Below are 18,524 nucleotides of genomic sequence, written 5' to 3'. Positions count from 1 at the left end.
CCGGACCAGCCGGGGTTTGGAGACGGTAGTGCTCTACAGCAGAGACTTACGCGCTTTCCGGACGGGTAGCCGGTGCGGTAGCCTGATGCGTGGCGCTGTGACCACCGGCTGAACCGCGTCCTTCGAAGTTGAAGGCCGGACGGACCCAGTCACTGTGGCGCACGGGCTCAGGTTCCCATGCCGGTGCCGGTGCTTTGGTCATCGGTGCCGTAGCGTGATGCTTGAAGCGGGTCTCAGCATGGCTGACACCGGTATCACGGGCGGCAACCGGTGCGTGCGGTTCGGTGACCGGCGCGACAGGTGCTTCGGCCGCTACCGGCGCGGACAGCACTTCTTCTACCTGCGCTTCGACTGCGGGTGACACCTCGATTGGAGCCTGTTCCGCTGCGCTAACCGCTTCGGTAACCGCTTCGGTAACCACTGGCTGCGTCTCTTCGGCAGGCGTAACAGCCGGTTGCGCTTCTGCTGCGGTTTCCTGTGCAACTGCTTCATCGGCTGCGGAAATCACTGCTGGCTGGTGATCAACCGGTGCCGCCACTGGCGTCAGGTCATCAGTATTCACCACCGGCACCTCAGTGTGCGCCTGCGGTTCAGCCTGATGCACCACTTCTGGCGCTGGCGTTTCTGGCTGTGCCACGGCAGCGGCTTCGACAGCTACAGGCAGTTCTTCCGCCGGGGCGGCATCCTGATAGCCATAGTCTGGCATTTCGTTCAGCGCCTGGTTAGAAGTGAAGTGCTCGTGAGTCTGCGTGACCGGATAAGTGATCCACACTTTGCCTGACGCCATCTCTGGTGAGGCAGCTGCTGTTTCCAGCGGCATCGCAGACTGCGTAGGGTAACGCTCGTCACGATAGCGACGACGACGCTGACCGCTGACGCGCAGATGACGCGGTGAGCGACGTGAACGGCGCGGCATGTTGGCCCCGTCACGGTTCTCGCTGTCATCCTGCTCATCCTGAGCGGTTTCAACTTGCTCTTTCAGCTGGGCGCGCTGGCTGTTTTCCTGCACCGCTTCAGTAACGGCAGCGGCAGGCAGCTCAGCAGGCATCGCCTCAGCGTTGTCACCTACGCGCACGCGCTGACTGAGCTGGCGCTGTTTGCGACGCGGCATAACCTGAACGCGTTCGTCTTCCTGCGCAACGCTGTCATCAACGCTATCAACAACAGGCACCTGCTCAGCAACTTGCGGTTCCTGCTGCGCACGCTTCTCTTCCTGACGACGACGCTGGCGCTCAGCACGCTGTTCGCGACGCTGTTGCTGCTGCTCATCACGCTGCTGCAGTTGCTCTTCAGTCAGCGCCGGACGCTCACCGCGCGCGTCATTCTGACGCTTGTTACGGCGGTTATCCTGATCGCGTGGCTCGCGTGGCTCGCGGGCTTCACGAGGCTCACGCGGCTCGCGCGCTTCACGTGGCTCACGGCCTTCACGGCTCTGCGCATGCTCACCGTTGCGCGGCGTGCGCTCGCGGCGATTGTTGTTGTTGCGACGATTGTTACGACGCTCACCACGCTGCTGCGTATTCTCACCGTCAGCCGTTTTCGCTTCGGTCTTCTCTTCAGCAGGGGCTGCGGCGGGGGCATCACCAGCAAACAGTTTTTTCAGGCCACCCAGCAGGCGCGCAACAAAACCGGTGCTGACCGTCGCGGGTGCTGCGACCGCCGGTTTGGCTTTGACGTCAACTGCTGCCGGCTGGCTCTCTTCGCTCACTTCAACCGGAGCCGGTGGTGCATCCGGCATCACGAAGGCGGCCAGAGCAGGCTGCTCCGGACGACGACGCTCAGCGTGCTCTTCTTCCGAAGGCAGCGCCATCTCAGCTTCATGCAGTTTCGGCAGGTGATAGGAGAGGGTTTGCGTCTCTTCACCTTTGCGCACGCGCAGCACCGAGTAGTGCGGCGTTTCCATCTGATCGTTTGGCACGATGATGGCACGCACGCCGCCCTGACGTTTCTCAATCGCACTGACCGCTTCACGTTTTTCGTTCAGCAGGTAAGAGGCCACCTGAACCGGCACAATGGCGTGCACTTCTTTGGTGTTGTCTTTCAGCGCTTCTTCTTCAATCAGACGCAGGATCGACAGCGACAGCGATTCGTTATCACGAATGGTGCCGGTACCGCTACAGCGCGGGCAGACGTGATGGCTGGACTCACCCAGTGACGGGCTGAGGCGCTGACGCGACATCTCCAGCAGACCAAAGCGTGAAATGTGGCTGATCTGGATACGCGCCCGATCCTGACGTACCGCTTCACGCAGACGGTTTTCCACGGCGCGCTGATGGCGCACAGGCGTCATATCGATGAAGTCGATAACAATCAGACCACCGAGGTCGCGCAGGCGCAGCTGACGGGCAATCTCGTCGGCGGCTTCCAGGTTGGTGTTGAAGGCGGTCTCTTCGATATCGCCACCGCGTGTCGCGCGGGCGGAGTTGATATCGATGGCAGTCAGCGCTTCAGTGCTGTCGATAACGATAGAACCGCCGGACGGCAGACGCACTTCGCGCTGGAACGCCGATTCAATCTGCGATTCGATCTGGTAATGGCTGAACAGCGGAATTTCACCGGTGTACAGTTTGATTTTGCTGCTGAAGTCCGGACGACCGAGCGCGGCGATGTGCTGACGCGCCAGCTCCAGCACTTTCGGGTTATCGATAAGGATTTCACCGATATCCTGACGCAGGTAGTCGCGGAAGGCGCGCACAATCACGTTACTTTCCTGATGAATCAGGAACGGTGCCGGGCGGCTGTCTGCGGCTTTTTTGATGGCTTCCCAGTGCTTCAGACGGAAGCTGAGGTCCCACTGCAGCGATTCGGCAGATTTGCCGACGCCAGCGGTACGCACGATCAGGCCCATGCCGTCCGGCAGCTCCAGCGCTGACAGCGCCTCTTTCAGCTCGGTACGGTCATCACCTTCGATACGGCGGGAAATGCCGCCGGCGCGCGGGTTGTTGGGCATCAGCACCAGATAGCTACCGGCCAGCGAAATAAAGGTGGTCAGTGCTGCCCCTTTATTACCGCGCTCCTCTTTATCGATTTGTACGATCACTTCCTGGCCTTCACGCAGCACATCTTTGATGTTCGGACGGCCATGCGCGTTGTAATTAGCAGGGAAGTATTCGCGGGAAATTTCTTTCAGAGGGAGGAAACCGTGACGCTCGGCACCGTAATCAACAAACGCAGCTTCGAGGCTGGGTTCAATACGGGTGATTTTACCTTTGTAGATGTTGGCTTTTTTCTGCTCGTGTCCGGGGCTTTCGATATCCAGATCGTACAGACGTTGTCCGTCAACAAGGGCAACGCGCAACTCCTCCTGCTGAGTTGCGTTGATTAACATTCTTTTCATCGTGACTTACTCGTTATTCTCACATGAGTGATAAAGCTGCGGGCATCGTTACCCTGGACGAGAATCAACCGATGGCCCCGTGTCTGCATGCACTGACGTCAACCTCACGGTTGTCGGCGGCTAAAGGGGCGCAAATCTTGTCGGTGGCCTGTTTTTCATAAGGAAAACCAGCGCCTGAAGGTGGAAGTGCTACAGAGTATTCAAAAATCCACACATCCCAGTCTGTCGTCCAGGCCGCAACCCGCAGCCCGCTAAGTGCCTGATTAAACATCACGTCTTACGCCATTGCTGCGTGTCCGTTTCATCCGGCAAAATACCTTAATTTCGCTCTTTTTCCTGCCTGACTCTTTCCAGGACAGAAACCTCTGCATTATTCCATTGCTTAGCAACTTATAGCAAGGCGACTTTTACCGAGCTGTGAAGTTTGTTCATCCTTAACCTGTTCATTTGCAGGGGTAATCATCGCATCGTTGAAAAAGCCAGCATTCTGGCCGCGTAACGCGGCGATAAAGTCAGAGTTAAGCACAGAAAAAGGGGTGGCGCTATCCGGGGACACTATTTAGAATCGCCGCCATGAAAACAGAGAATCCCGGCGTACAGTTTGTCGCCATCACGGCTGAAAATGCCGGTCAACGTATTGATAACTTTTTGCGCACCCAGCTGAAAGGGGTGCCGAAAAGCATGATTTACCGCATCCTGCGTAAAGGCGAGGTGCGGGTGAATAAGAAGCGCGTAAAACCTGAATATAAGCTGGAAGACGGCGACGAAGTGCGCGTGCCGCCGGTGCGCGTGGCCGAGCGTGAAGAGCAGGCAGTGTCGCCCAAACTGGATAAAGTAGCGGCGCTGGAGTCGTGCATTCTGTATGAAGACGATTATCTGCTGGTGCTGAACAAACCGTCCGGCACCGCGGTGCACGGCGGCAGCGGGCTGAGCTTCGGCGTGATTGAAGGGCTGCGCGCGCTGCGCCCGGAGGCGCGTTTCCTTGAACTGGTGCACCGTCTCGATCGTGACACGTCCGGCATTTTGCTGGTGGCGAAGAAGCGCTCGGCGCTGCGTTCGCTGCACGAGCAGCTGCGTGAGAAGGGCATGCAGAAGGATTATCTGGCGCTGGTGCGCGGCGACTGGCCATCGCACCTGAAAGTGGTGCAGGCACCGCTGCTGAAAAACATTCTGCAAAGCGGCGAGCGCGTGGTGCGGGTCAGCGCCGAGGGCAAGCCGTCAGAAACGCGCTTTAAAGTTGAAGAACGTTTTGGCCTGGCGACATTAGTTAAAGCCAGTCCGGTGACCGGACGTACGCATCAGATTCGCGTGCATACCCTGCATGGCGGGCACCCGATTGCTTTTGACGATCGCTATGGCGATCGCGAATTCGATCGCCAGCTGGCACCAACCGGTCTGGCGCGGCTGTTCCTGCATGCTGCCGCGCTGACGTTTACCCATCCCAACACCGGCGAAAGCCTGCGTATGGAAGCGCCGCTGGATAAGGCTCTGAAGCACTGCCTGTCCCAGCTGCGCCAGCAGAAAAAAGCCTGACAGCGTGGCATCAGCCCAGCGGATTGATGCCCGCCTGCCTTAGCAGGCCATTCAGCGCGATCAGCGGTAAGCCAATCAGGCTATTGGGATCGCGCCCCTCCAGCCGTTCAAACAGACAAATCCCCAGTCCCTCACTTTTGAAACTGCCGGCGCACTGCAGCGGCTGCTCCAGCTCGACGTAGCGCGCGATCTCAGCCGTGCTCAGTTGCCGAAAATGCACGGTAAAGGGTTCACACAGCACATGCTGCTGCGCGCTGGCGGGGTGAATCAGCGCCAGGCCGGTATAAAAGGTAATGGCTTTACCGCTCGCCAGCGCCAGCTGCTGGCAGGCGTTCTCTGCGGTATGCGGCTTGCCGGCGATGCGGCCGTCCAGTACACAGACCTGATCGGACCCAATGATCCAGTGCGCAGGATAGCGCGCGGCCAGCGCCTGCGCTTTGGCGATGGCCAGCCGCTGCACCAGCTGCGGCGCGGCTTCTCCCGGCAGCGGCGTTTCATCGCTTTCAGGGGCGGCAGTGATAAACGGCAGGCCGAGCTTGCGCAGCAGCGCCTGACGGAACGGAGAGGTTGAGGCTAAAACCAGCGGTGTCATCATTTTTTTGCAGAAGTGATAGCGTAAAGATGACAGGCATTTTAAACTATGCGCCGCACTGGATGCGACTAACGGGTGAAAGATGCTGTAAACCGGCCTTTTTCTTTGACTCTATGACGTTACAAAGTTAATATGCGCGCCCTATGCAAAAGGTAAAATTACCCCTGACGCTCGATCCGGTCCGCGCCGCGCAAAAACGCCTGGATTATCACGGTGTTTACGCACCTGAATTGGTGGCGCGCCTGGCCGAAACGGTCGTGAGTGTGGACAGTGATGTGGAATGTGCCATGTCGTTTGCGGTTGACAACCAGCGCCTCGCGGTTCTGCAAGGAACAGCCGATGTGCAGGTAACGTTGTTATGTCAACGCTGCAACCAACCGTTCCCGCATGCTGTGCACGTAAGCTATTGCTTCAGTCCTGTCTCTTCTGATGAGCAGGCCGAGGCACTGCCGGAAGCCTACGAGCCGGTCGATGTCAACGATTTCGGTGAAATCGACCTGCTGGCGGTGATCGAAGATGAACTCATCCTCGCGCTGCCGGTCGTTCCGGTGCATGATTCTGAACACTGTGAAGTGTCCGACGCGGACATGGTCTTTGGCCAGCTGCCTGAAGAGGCGGAAAAACCAAACCCATTTGCCGTATTAGCCAGTTTAAAGCGTAAGTAATAGGAGTAAGGTCCATGGCCGTACAACAGAATAAACCAACCCGTTCTAAGCGTGGTATGCGTCGTTCGCACGATGCGCTGACCACTACCACTCTGTCAGTAGATAAAGTTTCTGGTGAAACTCATCTGCGTCACCATATCACTGCGGATGGTTACTACCGCGGTCGCAAGGTTATCACCAAGTAATTCTTTGCGGTTACGCAAGGCGATACCTTGACACGTTTGACCCTGGCAGTTGATGCCATGGGCGGGGACTTCGGTCCCTGCGTGACAGTGCCTGCAGCCTTGCAGGCACTGGCCTCTCATTCGCAGCTGGTTCTTCTTCTGGTCGGCGATCCCGACATCATCTCGTCATTTCTTGCCAAAGCGGATTCCTCGTTACTGGGGCGTGTGCAGGTAATCCCTGCCGAATCGGTTATTGCAAGTGATGCCAAACCCTCGCAGGCGATTCGTAACAGCCGCGGCAGCTCCATGCGCGTGGCGTTAGAGCTGGTGAAAGAGGGGAAAGCGCAGGCGTGCGTCAGTGCCGGCAATACCGGTGCGCTGATGGGCCTGGCAAAATTATTACTGAAGCCGCTGGATGGCATTGAGCGTCCGGCGTTGATGACCGTGCTGCCGCATCAGCAGCACGGCAAGACGGTGGTGCTGGATCTGGGCGCTAACGTCGATTCCGACAGTGAAATGCTGGTGCAGTTTGCAGTGATGGGTGCGGTGATGGCGGAAGAAGTGCTGGAAATCAGCCAGCCGCGCGTCGCGCTGCTCAACATCGGTCAGGAAGAGACGAAGGGGCTGGAGACGATTCGCGCCGCATCGGCGGTGCTGCGGGCCTCGCCGCAGATCAACTATATTGGTTACCTTGAGGGGAACGATCTCCTCACCGGCAAGACGGATGTGCTGGTCTGTGATGGCTTCGTGGGTAATGTCACGTTGAAGACCATGGAAGGCGTGGTAAGAATGTTTCTTTCTCTGCTCAAATCGTCAGGTGAAGGAAAAAAACGGGCCTGGTGGCTGAAATGGCTGGGACGCTGGATCCAAAAGCGTCTGGCTAAACGTTTCGGTCATCTCAACCCCGACCAGTACAATGGCGCTTGTCTGTTAGGATTGCGCGGGACAGTGATCAAGAGCCACGGCGCGGCGAATCAACGCGCGTTTGCCGTGGCGATAGAACAGGCAGAGCAGGCGGTGCGCAAGCAAGTTCCCGAGAGAATTGCCGCGCGCCTTGACGCTGTATTAGCCAGGAGTGACAAAGCGTAGATGTTTACCAAAATTATCGGTACGGGCAGCTATTTGCCTGAGCAGGTTCGCAGCAACGCGGACTTGGAAAAAATGGTGGAGACTTCGGACGAGTGGATTGTCACCCGGACCGGTATTCGTGAACGTCGCATTGCGGCACCGGATGAAACGGTGGCCAGCATGGGCTTCACCGCGGCCCAGCGTGCGCTGGAAATGGCGGGCGTAGCTGCCAGCGACGTTGGCCTGATCATCGTGGCAACTACTTCTTCCAGCCACGCCTTCCCGAGCTCAGCGTGCATGATTCAGCAGATGCTGGAAATCAACGACTGCGCCGCCTTCGATCTCGCAGCCGCCTGTGCCGGCTTTACCTATGCACTGAGCGTGGCCGATCAATACATCAAAAACGGTGCGGTGAAGCACGCGCTGGTGATCGGCGCGGATGTGCTGGCTCGCACCCTCGATCCTGACGATCGCGGCACCATCATCCTGTTTGGTGATGGCGCGGGTGCCGTGGTGCTCGGCGCAAGCGAAGAAGCGGGCATCCTCTCCACGCATCTGCATGCCGATGGCCGCTACGGTAAGCTGCTGACGCTGCCGTACCAGGATCGCGCGCATCAGGATGAGCCGGCTTACCTCACCATGGCCGGCAACGAAGTGTTTAAGGTCGCGGTCACTGAGCTGGCGCATATCGTCGATGAAACGCTGCAGGCGAATAATCTCGATCGTGAACAGCTTGACTGGCTGGTGCCGCATCAGGCCAACCTGCGCATCATCAGCGCCACCGCCAAAAAGCTCGGCATGGGCATGGATAAAGTGGTGGTGACGCTGGATCGACACGGCAACACCTCGGCAGCGTCGGTGCCAAGCGCGCTGGACGAAGCGGTACGTGATGGCCGCATCAAGCCCGGACACCTGATTTTGCTCGAGGCCTTTGGTGGCGGTTTCACCTGGGGCTCGGCGCTGGTTCGCTTTTGATTGACAGGAACGCAAGATGACGCAAATTGCTTTTGTTTTCCCGGGACAGGGATCGCAGACCGTCGGCATGCTGGCCGATCTGGCAGCGGAAAATCCACAGGTTGAAGCCACTTTCCGTGAAGCTTCTGACGCGCTGGGTTACGACTTATGGCAGCTGGTCCAGCAGGGCCCGGCTGAAGAGCTGAACAAAACCTGGCAGACCCAGCCGGCACTGCTGGCAGCCTCAGTCGCGATTTATCGCGTCTGGCAGAGCAAAAATGGCGCACAGCCTGCGCTGATGGCCGGACACAGCCTCGGTGAATACTCTGCGCTGGTGTGTGCGGGCGTGCTGAATTTTGCTGACGCCATCAAGCTGGTTGAACTGCGCGGCAAACTTATGCAGGAAGCGGTGCCGGAAGGCACCGGTGCGATGCAGGCGATTATCGGTCTCGACGACGCGGCAATTCGCAAAGCCTGTGAAGAGAGCGCGCAGGGCCAGGTGGTTTCGCCGGTCAACTTCAACTCGCCGGGTCAGGTGGTTATCGCCGGCAATAAAGAAGCGGTTGAACGTGCTGGTGCCGCCTGTAAAGCGGCCGGTGCCAAGCGCGCGCTGCCGCTGCCGGTCAGCGTGCCGTCACACTGCGCGCTGATGAAACCTGCGGCGGATAAGCTGGCGGTGGCGCTGGAAAGCGTGACCTTCAATGCGCCGTCGGTACCGGTGGTCAATAACGTTGACGTTAAGTGCGAAAGCGACGCCGCGGCGATTCGCAGCGCGCTGGTGCGTCAGCTGTACAGCCCGGTGCGCTGGACTGAGGCGGTTGAGTTTATTGCTGCACAGGGCGTGACTGAACTGCTGGAAATCGGTCCGGGTAAAGTGCTGACCGGCCTGACCAAACGAATTGTGGACAGCCTGACGGCTGCAGCGGTGAACGATCCGTCGTCACTGGCTGCGGCGCTTGGCCAGGAATAAGAGGAAAATCATGAGCTTTGAAGGTAAAGTAGCGCTGGTGACCGGCGCCAGCCGCGGTATCGGACGTGCCATCGCGGAAACGCTGGCGGCACGCGGTGCAAAAGTGGTGGGTACTGCCACCAGCGAAAGCGGCGCGGAAGCCATCAGTGCTTACCTCGGCGACAAGGGCAAAGGTCTGCTGCTGAACGTGACCGATGCGGCCTCTATTGAGAGCGTGCTCGAGAAAGTTCGCGCCGAATTTGGCGAAGTTGACATTTTGGTCAATAATGCAGGCATTACGCGTGACAATCTGCTGATGCGCATGAAAGACGATGAGTGGGCGGATATCCTCGATACCAACCTGACATCGGTGTTCCGCCTGTCGAAGGCGGTCATGCGTGCCATGATGAAAAAGCGCGTGGGCCGTATCATTACCATCGGTTCGGTAGTTGGAACCATGGGTAACGCGGGTCAGGCAAACTATGCGGCAGCAAAAGCAGGTTTGATTGGCTTTAGCAAATCACTGGCGCGAGAAGTTGCGTCACGTGGCATTACCGTAAACGTCGTGGCTCCGGGCTTTATTGAGACGGACATGACGCGTGCACTGAACGAAGATCAGCGCTCGGGCATTCTGGCAGAAGTGCCGGCAGGTCGTTTAGGCGACCCGCAGGAGATTGCCAATGCTGTTGCATTCTTAGCCTCTGACGAAGCCGCCTACATCACGGGTGAGACGCTGCACGTCAATGGCGGCATGTACATGGTCTGATAATCACGAAATCATTTGCATTATCTGCGGTAAACACCGCAGAATAACGCAAAATCGTGGTTCGACCAGCCGGGATTTTGTTGCATCTTTTTCAACATTTTATACACTACGAAAACCATCGCGAAAGCGAGTTTTGATAGGAAATTAAATAGTATGAGCGATATCGAACAACGCGTTAAGAAAATCGTAGCTGAGCAGCTGGGCGTTAAAGAAGACGAAGTGGTTAACGGCGCTTCTTTCGTTGAAGACCTGGGTGCAGATTCTCTTGACACCGTTGAGCTGGTAATGGCTCTGGAAGAAGAGTTTGATACTGAAATTCCAGACGAAGAAGCTGAGAAAATCACTACCGTTCAGGCAGCGATCGACTATATCAATAACCATAAAGGTTAATGAATATCTTCAGGCGGTCATTCGACCGCCTGAGTTTTATGTTTGCCCCACATAGCGTCATTATTTCCCTCCCTGGAGGACGAACGTGTCTAAGCGTCGTGTAGTTGTGACCGGTCTTGGCATGTTGTCTCCTGTCGGCAATACCGTAGAGTCTACCTGGCGTGCTCTCCTTGCCGGTCAGAGCGGCATTAACCTGATCGACCATTTTGATACCAGTGCCTACGCAACGCGTTTTGCGGGTCTGGTGAAAGATTTTAACTGCGATGAATACATCTCGCGCAAAGATCAACGCAAGATGGATGACTTCATCCAGTACGGCATTGTGGCCGGTATTCAGGCTATGGCGGACTCCGGTCTGGTCGTAACCGACGAGAATGCCGGACGCATCGGTGCGGCTATCGGTTCCGGCATCGGCGGTCTGGGTTTGATCGAAGATAACCATACCTCGCTGGTCAATGGCGGTCCGCGCAAAATCAGCCCATTCTTTGTGCCTTCAACCATCGTTAACATGGTCGCTGGCCACCTGACCATTATGTACGGCCTGAAAGGCCCGAGCATCTCGATTGCGACCGCCTGTACGTCTGGCGTGCACAATATTGGTCACGCTGCCCGTATCATCGCGTACAACGACGCGGATGTGATGCTGGCCGGCGGTGCTGAAAAAGCCAGTACGCCACTGGGCGTGGGCGGTTTCGGCGCGGCGCGTGCGCTCTCTACCCGTAACGACAATCCGCAGGCGGCAAGCCGTCCGTGGGATAAAGATCGTGACGGTTTCGTGCTGGGCGACGGTGCCGGTATTGTGGTACTGGAAGAGTACGAACACGCGAAGAAACGCGGTGCGAAGATTTATGCGGAAATCGTCGGTTTCGGCATGAGCAGCGACGCTTACCACATGACATCTCCACCGGAAGACGGTTCAGGTGCAGCCGCAGCGATGGTCAACGCGCTGCGTGATGCGCAGCTGGACCCGGCGCAGATTGGCTATGTTAACGCGCACGGCACCTCAACGCCGGCCGGTGACAAAGCCGAAGCGCAGGCGGTGAAGTCGGTGTTTGGTGCGGCCGCGCACAGCGTAATGGTCAGCTCGACCAAATCGATGACCGGTCACCTGCTGGGTGCAGCGGGCGCGGTAGAAGCGATTTATTCGATTCTGGCGCTGCGCGACCAGGCGGTTCCGCCGACCATCAACCTCGACAATCCTGACGAAGGTTGCGATCTGGATTTCGTGCCGCACACGGCGCGGCAGGTCAGCGGACTGGAGTACACGCTGTGTAACTCCTTCGGTTTCGGCGGCACCAACGGCTCGCTGATCTTCCGCAAGGTTTAAGCGCTATCCAGCCGAACAGAGGCCCGCAATGCGGGCCTTTTTTATATTTTGTCACGCAGTGGCGTGGAATGTTACGCGCCACAGTGCTATTCAACGCTGACGCCAGCGGCAGAGGAGAAGCGCATGTGGATTAACGGAGTGGCACAGGACACCCTTTCTGCCCGCGACCGCGCGGTGCAGTTTGGTGACGGCTGTTTCACCACGGCGGCAGTCAGAGAGGGCCGTATCCAGCTGCTGGAGGCGCATCTGCAGCGTCTGCAGGACGGCTGCCAGCGTTTGCTGATGGCCGCGCCGGATCGCGCCTTACTGGCGGAAGAGATGCGCCGCGCGGCGGCGGGCCAGCGCGAAGCGGTGCTCAAAGTGATCCTGACGCCCGGCGCGGGCGGACGCGGCTACAGTCGCGCCGGCTGCACGCACCCCACGCGTATCATCGCGCTCGCACCCTGGCCACAGCACTACGCCACGCTGCAGCAGCAGGGCGCGCGGCTGGTGACCAGCCCGGTGCGGCTGGCGCAGAACCCGCTACTGGCCGGCATCAAACACCTCAACCGGCTGGAGCAGGTGCTGATTCGCCAGCAGCTGGACGCGTGCGACGCTGACGAAGCGCTGGTGCTTGACACCGCCGGGACGGTAGTGGAATGCTGTGCGGCCAATTTATTCTGGCGCAGCGGTGAGGCCATTTTCACGCCGCGCCTCGCGCAGGCCGGCGTTGATGGCATCATGCGTCGTTATTTGCTGGCGCAGCTGGCCCAGGCCGGTCACGACTGCCAGCAGGTAGAGGCCAGCCGGTCGGCGGTGTTAAGCGCCGATGAAGTGGTGATCTGTAACGCGCTGATGCCAGTATTACCCGTGCGGCAAATTGACGACGTCACCTTTTCCGCACGCACGCTGTACCAGCAACTGCTCGCCAGTTGCCAGACGATGGAAGCATCATGACCCGAATGAAAAAAATAGTTGCCGGCGCCGTAGTCATCGCTGGCCTGGCTGCCGCATTGAGCTACTGGCAGATTAAACGCTTTGCCGCGACGCCATTAACCATTCACCAGGAAACCCTGTATACCCTGCCGGCCGGCAGCGGTCGCGTGGTGCTGGAAGCGCAGCTGGAGAGCCAGCACATCATTCCGCAAAGCATCTGGTTTGGCCCGTTGCTGAAGCTGGAGCCCGATCTGGCTAACTTCAAAGCCGGGACGTATCGCCTTGAGACCGGCATGACGGTGCGCCAGCTACTGCAATTGCTGGCCAGCGGCAAAGAGGCGCAATTTCCGCTGCGCTTTGTCGAGGGTTCCCGGCTGAAAGAGTGGCTGGCTGAGCTGCGTAAAGCGCCATACCTTAAACACACGCTGCCGGATGATGAATTTGCCAGCGTTGCGGCCGCGCTTAAGCTTGATGTCAGCCAGCTGGAAGGCGGTTTCTATCCGGATACCTATCTGTATACTGCCAACACCAGCGATGTGGCACTGCTGGAGCGGGCGCACACGCGCATGAACAAGCTGGTGGATGAGATCTGGCAGGGGCGGATGGCCAGTCTGCCGTATAAAACACCGCAGCAGATGGTCACCATGGCGTCGATTATCGAAAAAGAGACCGGCGTCAGTGAAGAGCGCGCGCGCGTTGCCTCGGTATTCATCAATCGCCTGCGCACCGGTATGAAACTGCAGACCGATCCCACGGTGATCTACGGCATGGGCGACAGCTATACCGGTACGCTGACGCGCAAGGATCTTGAGACGCCGACCGCGTACAATACCTATACCATCAGCGGTCTGCCGCCGGGACCGATTGCCATGCCGGGGCGCGCCTCGCTGGAAGCGGCGGCCCATCCGGAGAAGACCAATTACCTCTATTTCGTCGCGGATGGCAAAGGCGGTCACACCTTTACCACCAATCTGGCCAGTCATAATAAAGCCGTGCAGGTTTACCGGCTGGCGATGAAGGAAAAAAATGAAAAGTAAGTTTATCGTCATCGAAGGGCTGGAAGGCGCCGGCAAAACCACCGCGCGTGAGGCGGTGGTTGCGGTCCTGCATGAGCAGGGCATTGAAGACGTGGTCTTTACCCGTGAGCCGGGCGGCACGCCTTTGGCCGAACAGCTGCGCGTGCTGGTGAAACAGGGCATTGATGGCGAACAGGTGAGTGATAAAGCCGAGCTGCTGATGCTGTATGCCGCGCGGGTGCAGCTGGTAGAAAACGTCATCAAACCGGCGCTGGCGCGCGGTGCCTGGGTGGTGGGCGACCGTCACGATCTTTCGTCGCAGGCGTATCAGGGCGGTGGTCGCGGACTCGACACCCAGCTGATGACCACGCTGCGCGATGCGGTGCTGGGCGATTTTCGTCCCGACCTGACGCTCTATCTCGACGTCACGCCGGAGATTGGCCTGCAGCGTGCCCGGGCGCGCGGCGAACTGGATCGCATTGAGCAGGAGTCGCTGAACTTTTTTACCCGCACGCGCGAACGCTACCAGGCGCTGGCCGCTGCCGATCCAACCATCAAAACCATCGATGCGACACAGCCGATTGAGAATGTGACAGCGTCACTTAAAGCTGTGCTGCGTCAGTGGCTGGCAGGTCAGGCGGCATGAACTGGTATCCGTGGCTGAACCAGCCGTACCGACAGATCATTGCCCGCCATCAGAGTGGACAGGCACATCACGCGCTGCTGATTCAGGCCATCGACGGCATGGGCGACGATGCGCTGGTGTGGGGCGTCAGCCGCTGGCTGATGTGTCAGCAGCCGCAGGGACTGAAAAGCTGCGGCCAGTGTCACGGCTGCCAGCTGATGCAGGCGCACACCCATCCGGACTGGTATCGGCTGGAAGCGGAAAAGGGAAAAGCCTCGCTCGGCATTGATGCGGTTCGCGACGTCAGTGAGAAGCTGTACCATTTTGCCCAGCAGGGTGGCGCGAAAATTGTCTGGCTGCCGGATGCGACGCAACTGACCGAAGCCGCCGCCAACGCGCTCCTGAAAACGCTGGAAGAGCCGCCCGCTAACTGCTGGTTTTTCCTCAGCGTGCGCGAGCCGTCGCGACTGCTGGCCACGCTGCGCAGCCGCTGTATGACGTGGCATCTGTCGCCGCCGGAAGAGACGCACAGCCTGCAATGGCTGCAGAAACAGCAGCCGCAGCCGGAAGCGATTCTGCGCGCGGCGCTGCGTCTGAGCAACGGTGCACCTGCTGCGGCGCTGGCCTTGTTACAGCCGGACCGCTGGCAGGCACGGCAAACGCTGTGCGACAGCCTGAACAGCGCACTGAGCGGCGATATTCTGCAGCTGTTGCCGGCGCTCAACAGCGACGATGTGGCGGTTCGCCTCGGCTGGCTGCTTTCGCTGCTGGTGGATGCGATGAAGGTGCAGCAGGGCGCCAGCAACTGGCTGAGTAATGGCGATCACCCGGACGTGGTGACGCAGCTGGCGCAGCAGTTCAGCAGCAGCGCGCTGAATGCCAGCGTGCAGCAGTGGCTGCAGTGTCGCGAGCAGCTGCTGCATGTGGCGGCGCTTAATCGTGAACTGATTCTGACCGACCGTCTGCTTGCCTGGGGACGTTTGCTGTCTCCCGCGACGGTTAGCTAAGGGTAAAAGAGAAATCTATGTTTATTGTTGATTCGCACTGCCATCTTGATGGCCTTGATTATGAAACCCAGCACCGCGATCTGGATGACGTGCTTGCCAAAGCGGCGGCGCGGGATGTGAAATTCATGCTGGCGATTGCCACCACGCTGCCGGATTACTACAAAATCAAGCAGCTGGTCGGCGAACGTGACAACATCGCGCTGGCCTGCGGCGTGCATCCGCTCAATCAGGAAACGCCGTATGACGTGGAAGAGTTTCGCCGTCTGGCGGCGGAAGAGCAGGTGATTGCACTGGGCGAAACCGGGCTGGATTATTTTTACCAGCAGGAGACCAAAGCCCAGCAGCAGGCCTCGTTCCGTGAGCACATCCGCACCGGCATTGCGCTGAATAAGCCGATTATTGTGCACACCCGCGATGCGCGAGAAGACACGCTGGCCATTCTGCGTGAAGAGCAGGTAGAGCTGTGCGGCGGCGTGCTGCACTGTTTCACCGAAGACAAAGAGACGGCGGCGCAGCTGCTGGATCTTGGGTTCTACATCTCCTTCTCCGGCATTGTGACCTTCCGCAACGCTGAACAGATCCGCGAAGCAGCGCGCTATGTACCGCTGGATCGCATTCTGGTTGAAACCGATTCACCCTATCTGGCCCCGGTACCGCATCGCGGCAAAGAAAACCAGCCTGCCTTCACCCGCGACGTGGCTGAGTATATGGCCGTGGTGAAGGGCGTCGATCTTGCGACCCTGGCGGCCGCCACCACGGAAAACTTCTCCCGCCTGTTTAAGGTGCCGATGAGCCGACTCGGCGGCTAACGCGCTTTATTTCAAACTCTGTAATTAATCTGAAATCACTCATCTGCGCTGCGTATTTCGCGGCGCAGGCAGTGATTTATTGCTGTTTATAGCAGCAAGTCAGTAAGAAATGACTGAAATTTCAGCGCTGTGTTTGGTGAAACGTGATAGCCGTCAAAGTAACGTGTCGTCATTTATTTTACCCTTCGTAATAAATCAAAAGACGCTCAGCGTCACCCCGGCTAAGGATCCTCCCCCTTTGCCATGCGCACTGCGCTAAAAAATGCACTCATACTCAGGAGCTTCTATGTTCAAGAACGCATTTGCGAACCTGCAAAAGGTAGGTAAATCGCTGATGTTGCCGGTATCGGTTCTGCCGATTGCCGGTATTTTGTTAGGTGTTGGTTCTGCTAACTTCAGCTGGCTGCCGGAAGTGGTTTCCCACGTGATGGCCGAAGCGGGTGGATCAGTGTTTGCTAACATGCCGCTGATCTTTGCGATTGGTGTGGCACTGGGCTTTACCAATAACGACGGCGTGTCGGCGCTGGCCGCCGTGGTCGCTTACGGCATTATGGTGAAAACCCTGGCTGTGGTCGCGCCGCTGGTGCTGCATCTGCCGGCGGCCGAGATCGAAGCCAAACACCTCGCCGATACCGGGGTGCTGGGCGGCATTATTGCCGGTTCGATTGCGGCCTACATGTTCAACCGCTTCTACCGTATCAAGCTGCCGGAATACCTCGGCTTCTTCGCCGGTAAGCGCTTTGTGCCGATCATTTCCGGTCTGACCGCGATTTTCACCGGTGTGGTGCTGTCCTTCATCTGGCCACCTATTGGTACCGCGATTCAGGACTTCTCCCAGTGGGCGGCCTATCAGAACCCGGTGGTGGCGTTCGGTATTTACGGTGTGGTTGAGCGTGCGCTGGTGCCGTTTGGTCTGCATCACATCTGGAACGTTCCTTTCCAGATGCAGATTGGTGAATTCACCAACGCGGCTGGTCAGGTCTTCCACGGTGACATTCCGCGCTACATGGCGGGTGACCCGACTGCCGGTAAATTGTCTGGCGGCTTCCTGTTCAAGATGTACGGTCTGCCGGCTGCGGCTATCGCCATCTGGCATTCTGCTAAACCTGAAAACCGCGCCAAAGTGGGCGGTATCATGATCTCCGCTGCGCTGACCTCGTTCCTGACCGGTATCACCGAGCCGATCGAGTTCTCGTTCATGTTCGTGGCACCGATCCTGTACGTGATCCACGCTATCCTGGCGGGCCTGGCGTTCCCAATCTGTATTCTGCTGGGCATGCGTGATGGCACCAGCTTCTCACACGGTCTGATCGACTTCATCGTGCTGAGCGGCAACAGCAGCAAAATCTGGCTGTTCCCGATTGTCGGTATCATCTACGGTCTGGTTTACTACACCGTGTTCCGCGTGCTGATCGCAAAACTGAATCTGAAAACCCCGGGTCGTGAAGATACGGCGATTGAGCAGAGCAGCGCGACCGGCAGTGAAATGGCGGGCAAGCTGGTCACGGCGTTCGGTGGCAAAGAGAACATCACTAACCTTGATGCCTGTATTACCCGTCTGCGCGTCAGCGTGGCGGACGTAGCGAAGGTGGATCAGGCTGAACTGAAAAACCTCGGCGCGCGTGGTGTTGTGGTGGCGGGTTCCGGTGTGCAGGCGATTTTCGGCACCAAGTCCGATAACCTGAAAACCGAGATGGATGACTATATCCGCAGTATGTAAGTGACATGACGGCAGGCCGGGCCGGTGCGGTGAAGCGGCGTCAGATCGTAAAGACGCCAACACCATCCCTGGGGCTCGGCCCGCGACATCCCTGTCGCGGGACGCTTTACTCCTCTGCCGCCGCTTCACCGCACTGCAACTTCGGTGCGACAAAACCCCTCATCCGAGGGGTTTTTTATTTTACTGCCGCCAGACACCACCCGCCGTGCCGCGCCAGCGTGAAAAAGTGATGCAAAGGCAGCCATTTAATGAAGAAAAGTAGTCCTGAGGTTGAAAGAAACGGAATTCCTCACGCATACTGCCTGACTGAACTCAGGCTTAAGGAACTGCACCATGGCTGAAGAAACCATTTTCAGTAAAATCATTCGTCGCGAAATTCCCGCCGACGTGGTTTATCAGGACGAACTGGTCACCGCCTTCCGCGATATCGCGCCCAAAGCGCCTACCCATATTCTGATTGTCCCCAATGTACTGATTCCGACCGCCAACGATGTGCAGGCGGCGCATGAGCAGGCGCTGGGCCGCATGGTCACCGTTGCCGCAAAAATTGCCCGTGATGAAGGCATCGCCGAGGATGGCTATCGCCTGATCATCAACTGCAACCGTCACGGTGGGCAGGAGGTTTACCACATTCATATGCACCTGGTCGGCGGACAGCCGCTGGGCCCGATGCTGGCCATCTAACCT

18 protein-coding genes are annotated in these 18,524 nt (G+C 58.3%); 16 read left to right on the top strand and 2 right to left on the bottom strand.

Annotated elements, in window-relative coordinates; translation table 11 throughout:
- Window positions 1–46: 46 nt before the first annotated feature.
- The gene (gene rne, locus C1N60_RS12370) at window positions 47–3,337 is read right to left on the bottom strand and encodes a ribonuclease E (protein ID WP_394520920.1); all 3,291 of its coding nucleotides are present in this window, start codon (window positions 3,335–3,337) and stop codon (window positions 47–49) included.
- Window positions 3,338–3,910: 573 nt separating this feature from the next.
- Between rne and rluC the strand changes: the two genes are divergently transcribed.
- Window positions 3,911–4,870 (top strand): 23S rRNA pseudouridine(955/2504/2580) synthase RluC, encoded by a 960-nt coding sequence (gene rluC / locus C1N60_RS12365; protein ID WP_021506411.1) that lies wholly within the window; start codon window positions 3,911–3,913, stop codon window positions 4,868–4,870.
- Window positions 4,871–4,880: 10 nt separating this feature from the next.
- On the opposite strand, the gene C1N60_RS12360 is transcribed toward rluC, so the two are convergent.
- Window positions 4,881–5,462, bottom strand: coding sequence for a Maf family protein (locus C1N60_RS12360; protein ID WP_193751874.1), 582 nt, complete (start codon window positions 5,460–5,462; stop codon window positions 4,881–4,883).
- Window positions 5,463–5,605: 143 nt separating this feature from the next.
- Here C1N60_RS12360 and yceD point away from each other — a divergent pair, with 143 nt between their 5' ends.
- The 15 genes from yceD to hinT all read left to right on the top strand — a co-directional run bounded on the left by yceD (window position 5,606) and on the right by hinT (window position 18,521).
- The gene (yceD, locus tag C1N60_RS12355) at window positions 5,606–6,127 is read left to right on the top strand and encodes a 23S rRNA accumulation protein YceD (protein ID WP_058759469.1); all 522 of its coding nucleotides are present in this window, start codon (window positions 5,606–5,608) and stop codon (window positions 6,125–6,127) included.
- A 14-nt stretch (window positions 6,128–6,141) separates the two neighbouring features.
- Window positions 6,142–6,312, top strand: a complete 171-nt coding sequence (gene rpmF, locus C1N60_RS12350) for a 50S ribosomal protein L32 (RefSeq protein ID WP_016192161.1) — start codon at window positions 6,142–6,144, stop codon at window positions 6,310–6,312.
- A gap of 27 nt (window positions 6,313–6,339) precedes the next feature.
- Entirely contained in the window at window positions 6,340–7,380 is a 1,041-nt protein-coding gene (plsX, locus tag C1N60_RS12345; protein ID WP_058759470.1) for a phosphate acyltransferase PlsX, read from the top strand.
- Window positions 7,381–8,334 carry a beta-ketoacyl-ACP synthase III gene (locus C1N60_RS12340; protein ID WP_021506407.1) on the top strand — a complete coding sequence of 318 codons (954 nt, stop codon included), beginning with the start codon at window positions 7,381–7,383 and terminating at the stop codon, window positions 8,332–8,334.
- Window positions 8,335–8,350: 16 nt separating this feature from the next.
- The gene (gene fabD, locus C1N60_RS12335; protein ID WP_058759472.1) at window positions 8,351–9,283 is read left to right on the top strand and encodes an ACP S-malonyltransferase; all 933 of its coding nucleotides are present in this window, start codon (window positions 8,351–8,353) and stop codon (window positions 9,281–9,283) included.
- A gap of 10 nt (window positions 9,284–9,293) precedes the next feature.
- Window positions 9,294–10,028, top strand: coding sequence for a 3-oxoacyl-ACP reductase FabG (gene fabG / locus C1N60_RS12330; protein WP_021506405.1), 735 nt, complete (start codon window positions 9,294–9,296; stop codon window positions 10,026–10,028).
- Window positions 10,029–10,181: 153 nt separating this feature from the next.
- On the top strand, window positions 10,182–10,418 hold the full coding sequence (acpP, locus tag C1N60_RS12325; RefSeq protein WP_010617251.1) for an acyl carrier protein: 237 nt from the start codon (window positions 10,182–10,184) through the stop codon (window positions 10,416–10,418).
- Between the two features lie 85 nt (window positions 10,419–10,503).
- On the top strand, window positions 10,504–11,745 hold the full coding sequence (fabF, locus tag C1N60_RS12320; RefSeq protein WP_058769628.1) for a beta-ketoacyl-ACP synthase II: 1,242 nt from the start codon (window positions 10,504–10,506) through the stop codon (window positions 11,743–11,745).
- 123 nt (window positions 11,746–11,868) lie between these two features.
- Window positions 11,869–12,681 (top strand): aminodeoxychorismate lyase, encoded by an 813-nt coding sequence (gene pabC / locus C1N60_RS12315; protein ID WP_394520919.1) that lies wholly within the window; start codon window positions 11,869–11,871, stop codon window positions 12,679–12,681.
- Window positions 12,678–13,697 carry an endolytic transglycosylase MltG gene (gene mltG / locus C1N60_RS12310; RefSeq protein ID WP_058769629.1) on the top strand — a complete coding sequence of 340 codons (1,020 nt, stop codon included), beginning with the start codon at window positions 12,678–12,680 and terminating at the stop codon, window positions 13,695–13,697. Before pabC ends, mltG begins: the two co-directional genes overlap by 4 nt.
- Window positions 13,687–14,322: a dTMP kinase gene (gene tmk / locus C1N60_RS12305; protein ID WP_104092814.1), complete on the top strand. Its 636-nt coding sequence runs from the start codon at window positions 13,687–13,689 to the stop codon at window positions 14,320–14,322. Before mltG ends, tmk begins: the two co-directional genes overlap by 11 nt.
- The gene (gene holB, locus C1N60_RS12300; RefSeq protein WP_348878781.1) at window positions 14,319–15,308 is read left to right on the top strand and encodes a DNA polymerase III subunit delta'; all 990 of its coding nucleotides are present in this window, start codon (window positions 14,319–14,321) and stop codon (window positions 15,306–15,308) included. Before tmk ends, holB begins: the two co-directional genes overlap by 4 nt.
- 17 nt (window positions 15,309–15,325) lie before the next feature.
- Window positions 15,326–16,117, top strand: a complete 792-nt coding sequence (locus C1N60_RS12295) for a metal-dependent hydrolase (RefSeq protein WP_394520918.1) — start codon at window positions 15,326–15,328, stop codon at window positions 16,115–16,117.
- Window positions 16,118–16,403: 286 nt separating this feature from the next.
- The gene (gene ptsG, locus C1N60_RS12290; RefSeq protein WP_058759479.1) at window positions 16,404–17,837 is read left to right on the top strand and encodes a PTS glucose transporter subunit IIBC; all 1,434 of its coding nucleotides are present in this window, start codon (window positions 16,404–16,406) and stop codon (window positions 17,835–17,837) included.
- A 333-nt stretch (window positions 17,838–18,170) separates the two neighbouring features.
- Window positions 18,171–18,521 (top strand): purine nucleoside phosphoramidase, encoded by a 351-nt coding sequence (gene hinT / locus C1N60_RS12285; RefSeq protein ID WP_058769633.1) that lies wholly within the window; start codon window positions 18,171–18,173, stop codon window positions 18,519–18,521.
- The last annotated feature ends 3 nt before the right edge of the window (window positions 18,522–18,524 follow it).

This window comes from Pantoea sp. SGAir0184 (assembly GCF_043544755.1).
This window is presented reverse-complemented; position numbering and strand designations above follow the sequence as displayed.

Coding starts and splice junctions, on each gene's coding strand:
- rne (WP_394520920.1), bottom strand. CDS start 3,337: ATGAAAAGAATGTTAATCAACGCAACTCAGCAGGAGGAGTTGCGCGTT.
- rluC (WP_021506411.1), top strand. CDS start 3,911: ATGAAAACAGAGAATCCCGGCGTACAGTTTGTCGCCATCACGGCTGAA.
- C1N60_RS12360 (WP_193751874.1), bottom strand. CDS start 5,462: ATGACACCGCTGGTTTTAGCCTCAACCTCTCCGTTCCGTCAGGCGCTG.
- yceD (WP_058759469.1), top strand. CDS start 5,606: ATGCAAAAGGTAAAATTACCCCTGACGCTCGATCCGGTCCGCGCCGCG.
- rpmF (WP_016192161.1), top strand. CDS start 6,142: ATGGCCGTACAACAGAATAAACCAACCCGTTCTAAGCGTGGTATGCGT.
- C1N60_RS12340 (WP_021506407.1), top strand. CDS start 7,381: ATGTTTACCAAAATTATCGGTACGGGCAGCTATTTGCCTGAGCAGGTT.
- fabD (WP_058759472.1), top strand. CDS start 8,351: ATGACGCAAATTGCTTTTGTTTTCCCGGGACAGGGATCGCAGACCGTC.
- fabG (WP_021506405.1), top strand. CDS start 9,294: ATGAGCTTTGAAGGTAAAGTAGCGCTGGTGACCGGCGCCAGCCGCGGT.
- acpP (WP_010617251.1), top strand. CDS start 10,182: ATGAGCGATATCGAACAACGCGTTAAGAAAATCGTAGCTGAGCAGCTG.
- pabC (WP_394520919.1), top strand. CDS start 11,869: ATGTGGATTAACGGAGTGGCACAGGACACCCTTTCTGCCCGCGACCGC.
- mltG (WP_058769629.1), top strand. CDS start 12,678: ATGACCCGAATGAAAAAAATAGTTGCCGGCGCCGTAGTCATCGCTGGC.
- tmk (WP_104092814.1), top strand. CDS start 13,687: ATGAAAAGTAAGTTTATCGTCATCGAAGGGCTGGAAGGCGCCGGCAAA.
- holB (WP_348878781.1), top strand. CDS start 14,319: ATGAACTGGTATCCGTGGCTGAACCAGCCGTACCGACAGATCATTGCC.
- C1N60_RS12295 (WP_394520918.1), top strand. CDS start 15,326: ATGTTTATTGTTGATTCGCACTGCCATCTTGATGGCCTTGATTATGAA.
- ptsG (WP_058759479.1), top strand. CDS start 16,404: ATGTTCAAGAACGCATTTGCGAACCTGCAAAAGGTAGGTAAATCGCTG.
- hinT (WP_058769633.1), top strand. CDS start 18,171: ATGGCTGAAGAAACCATTTTCAGTAAAATCATTCGTCGCGAAATTCCC.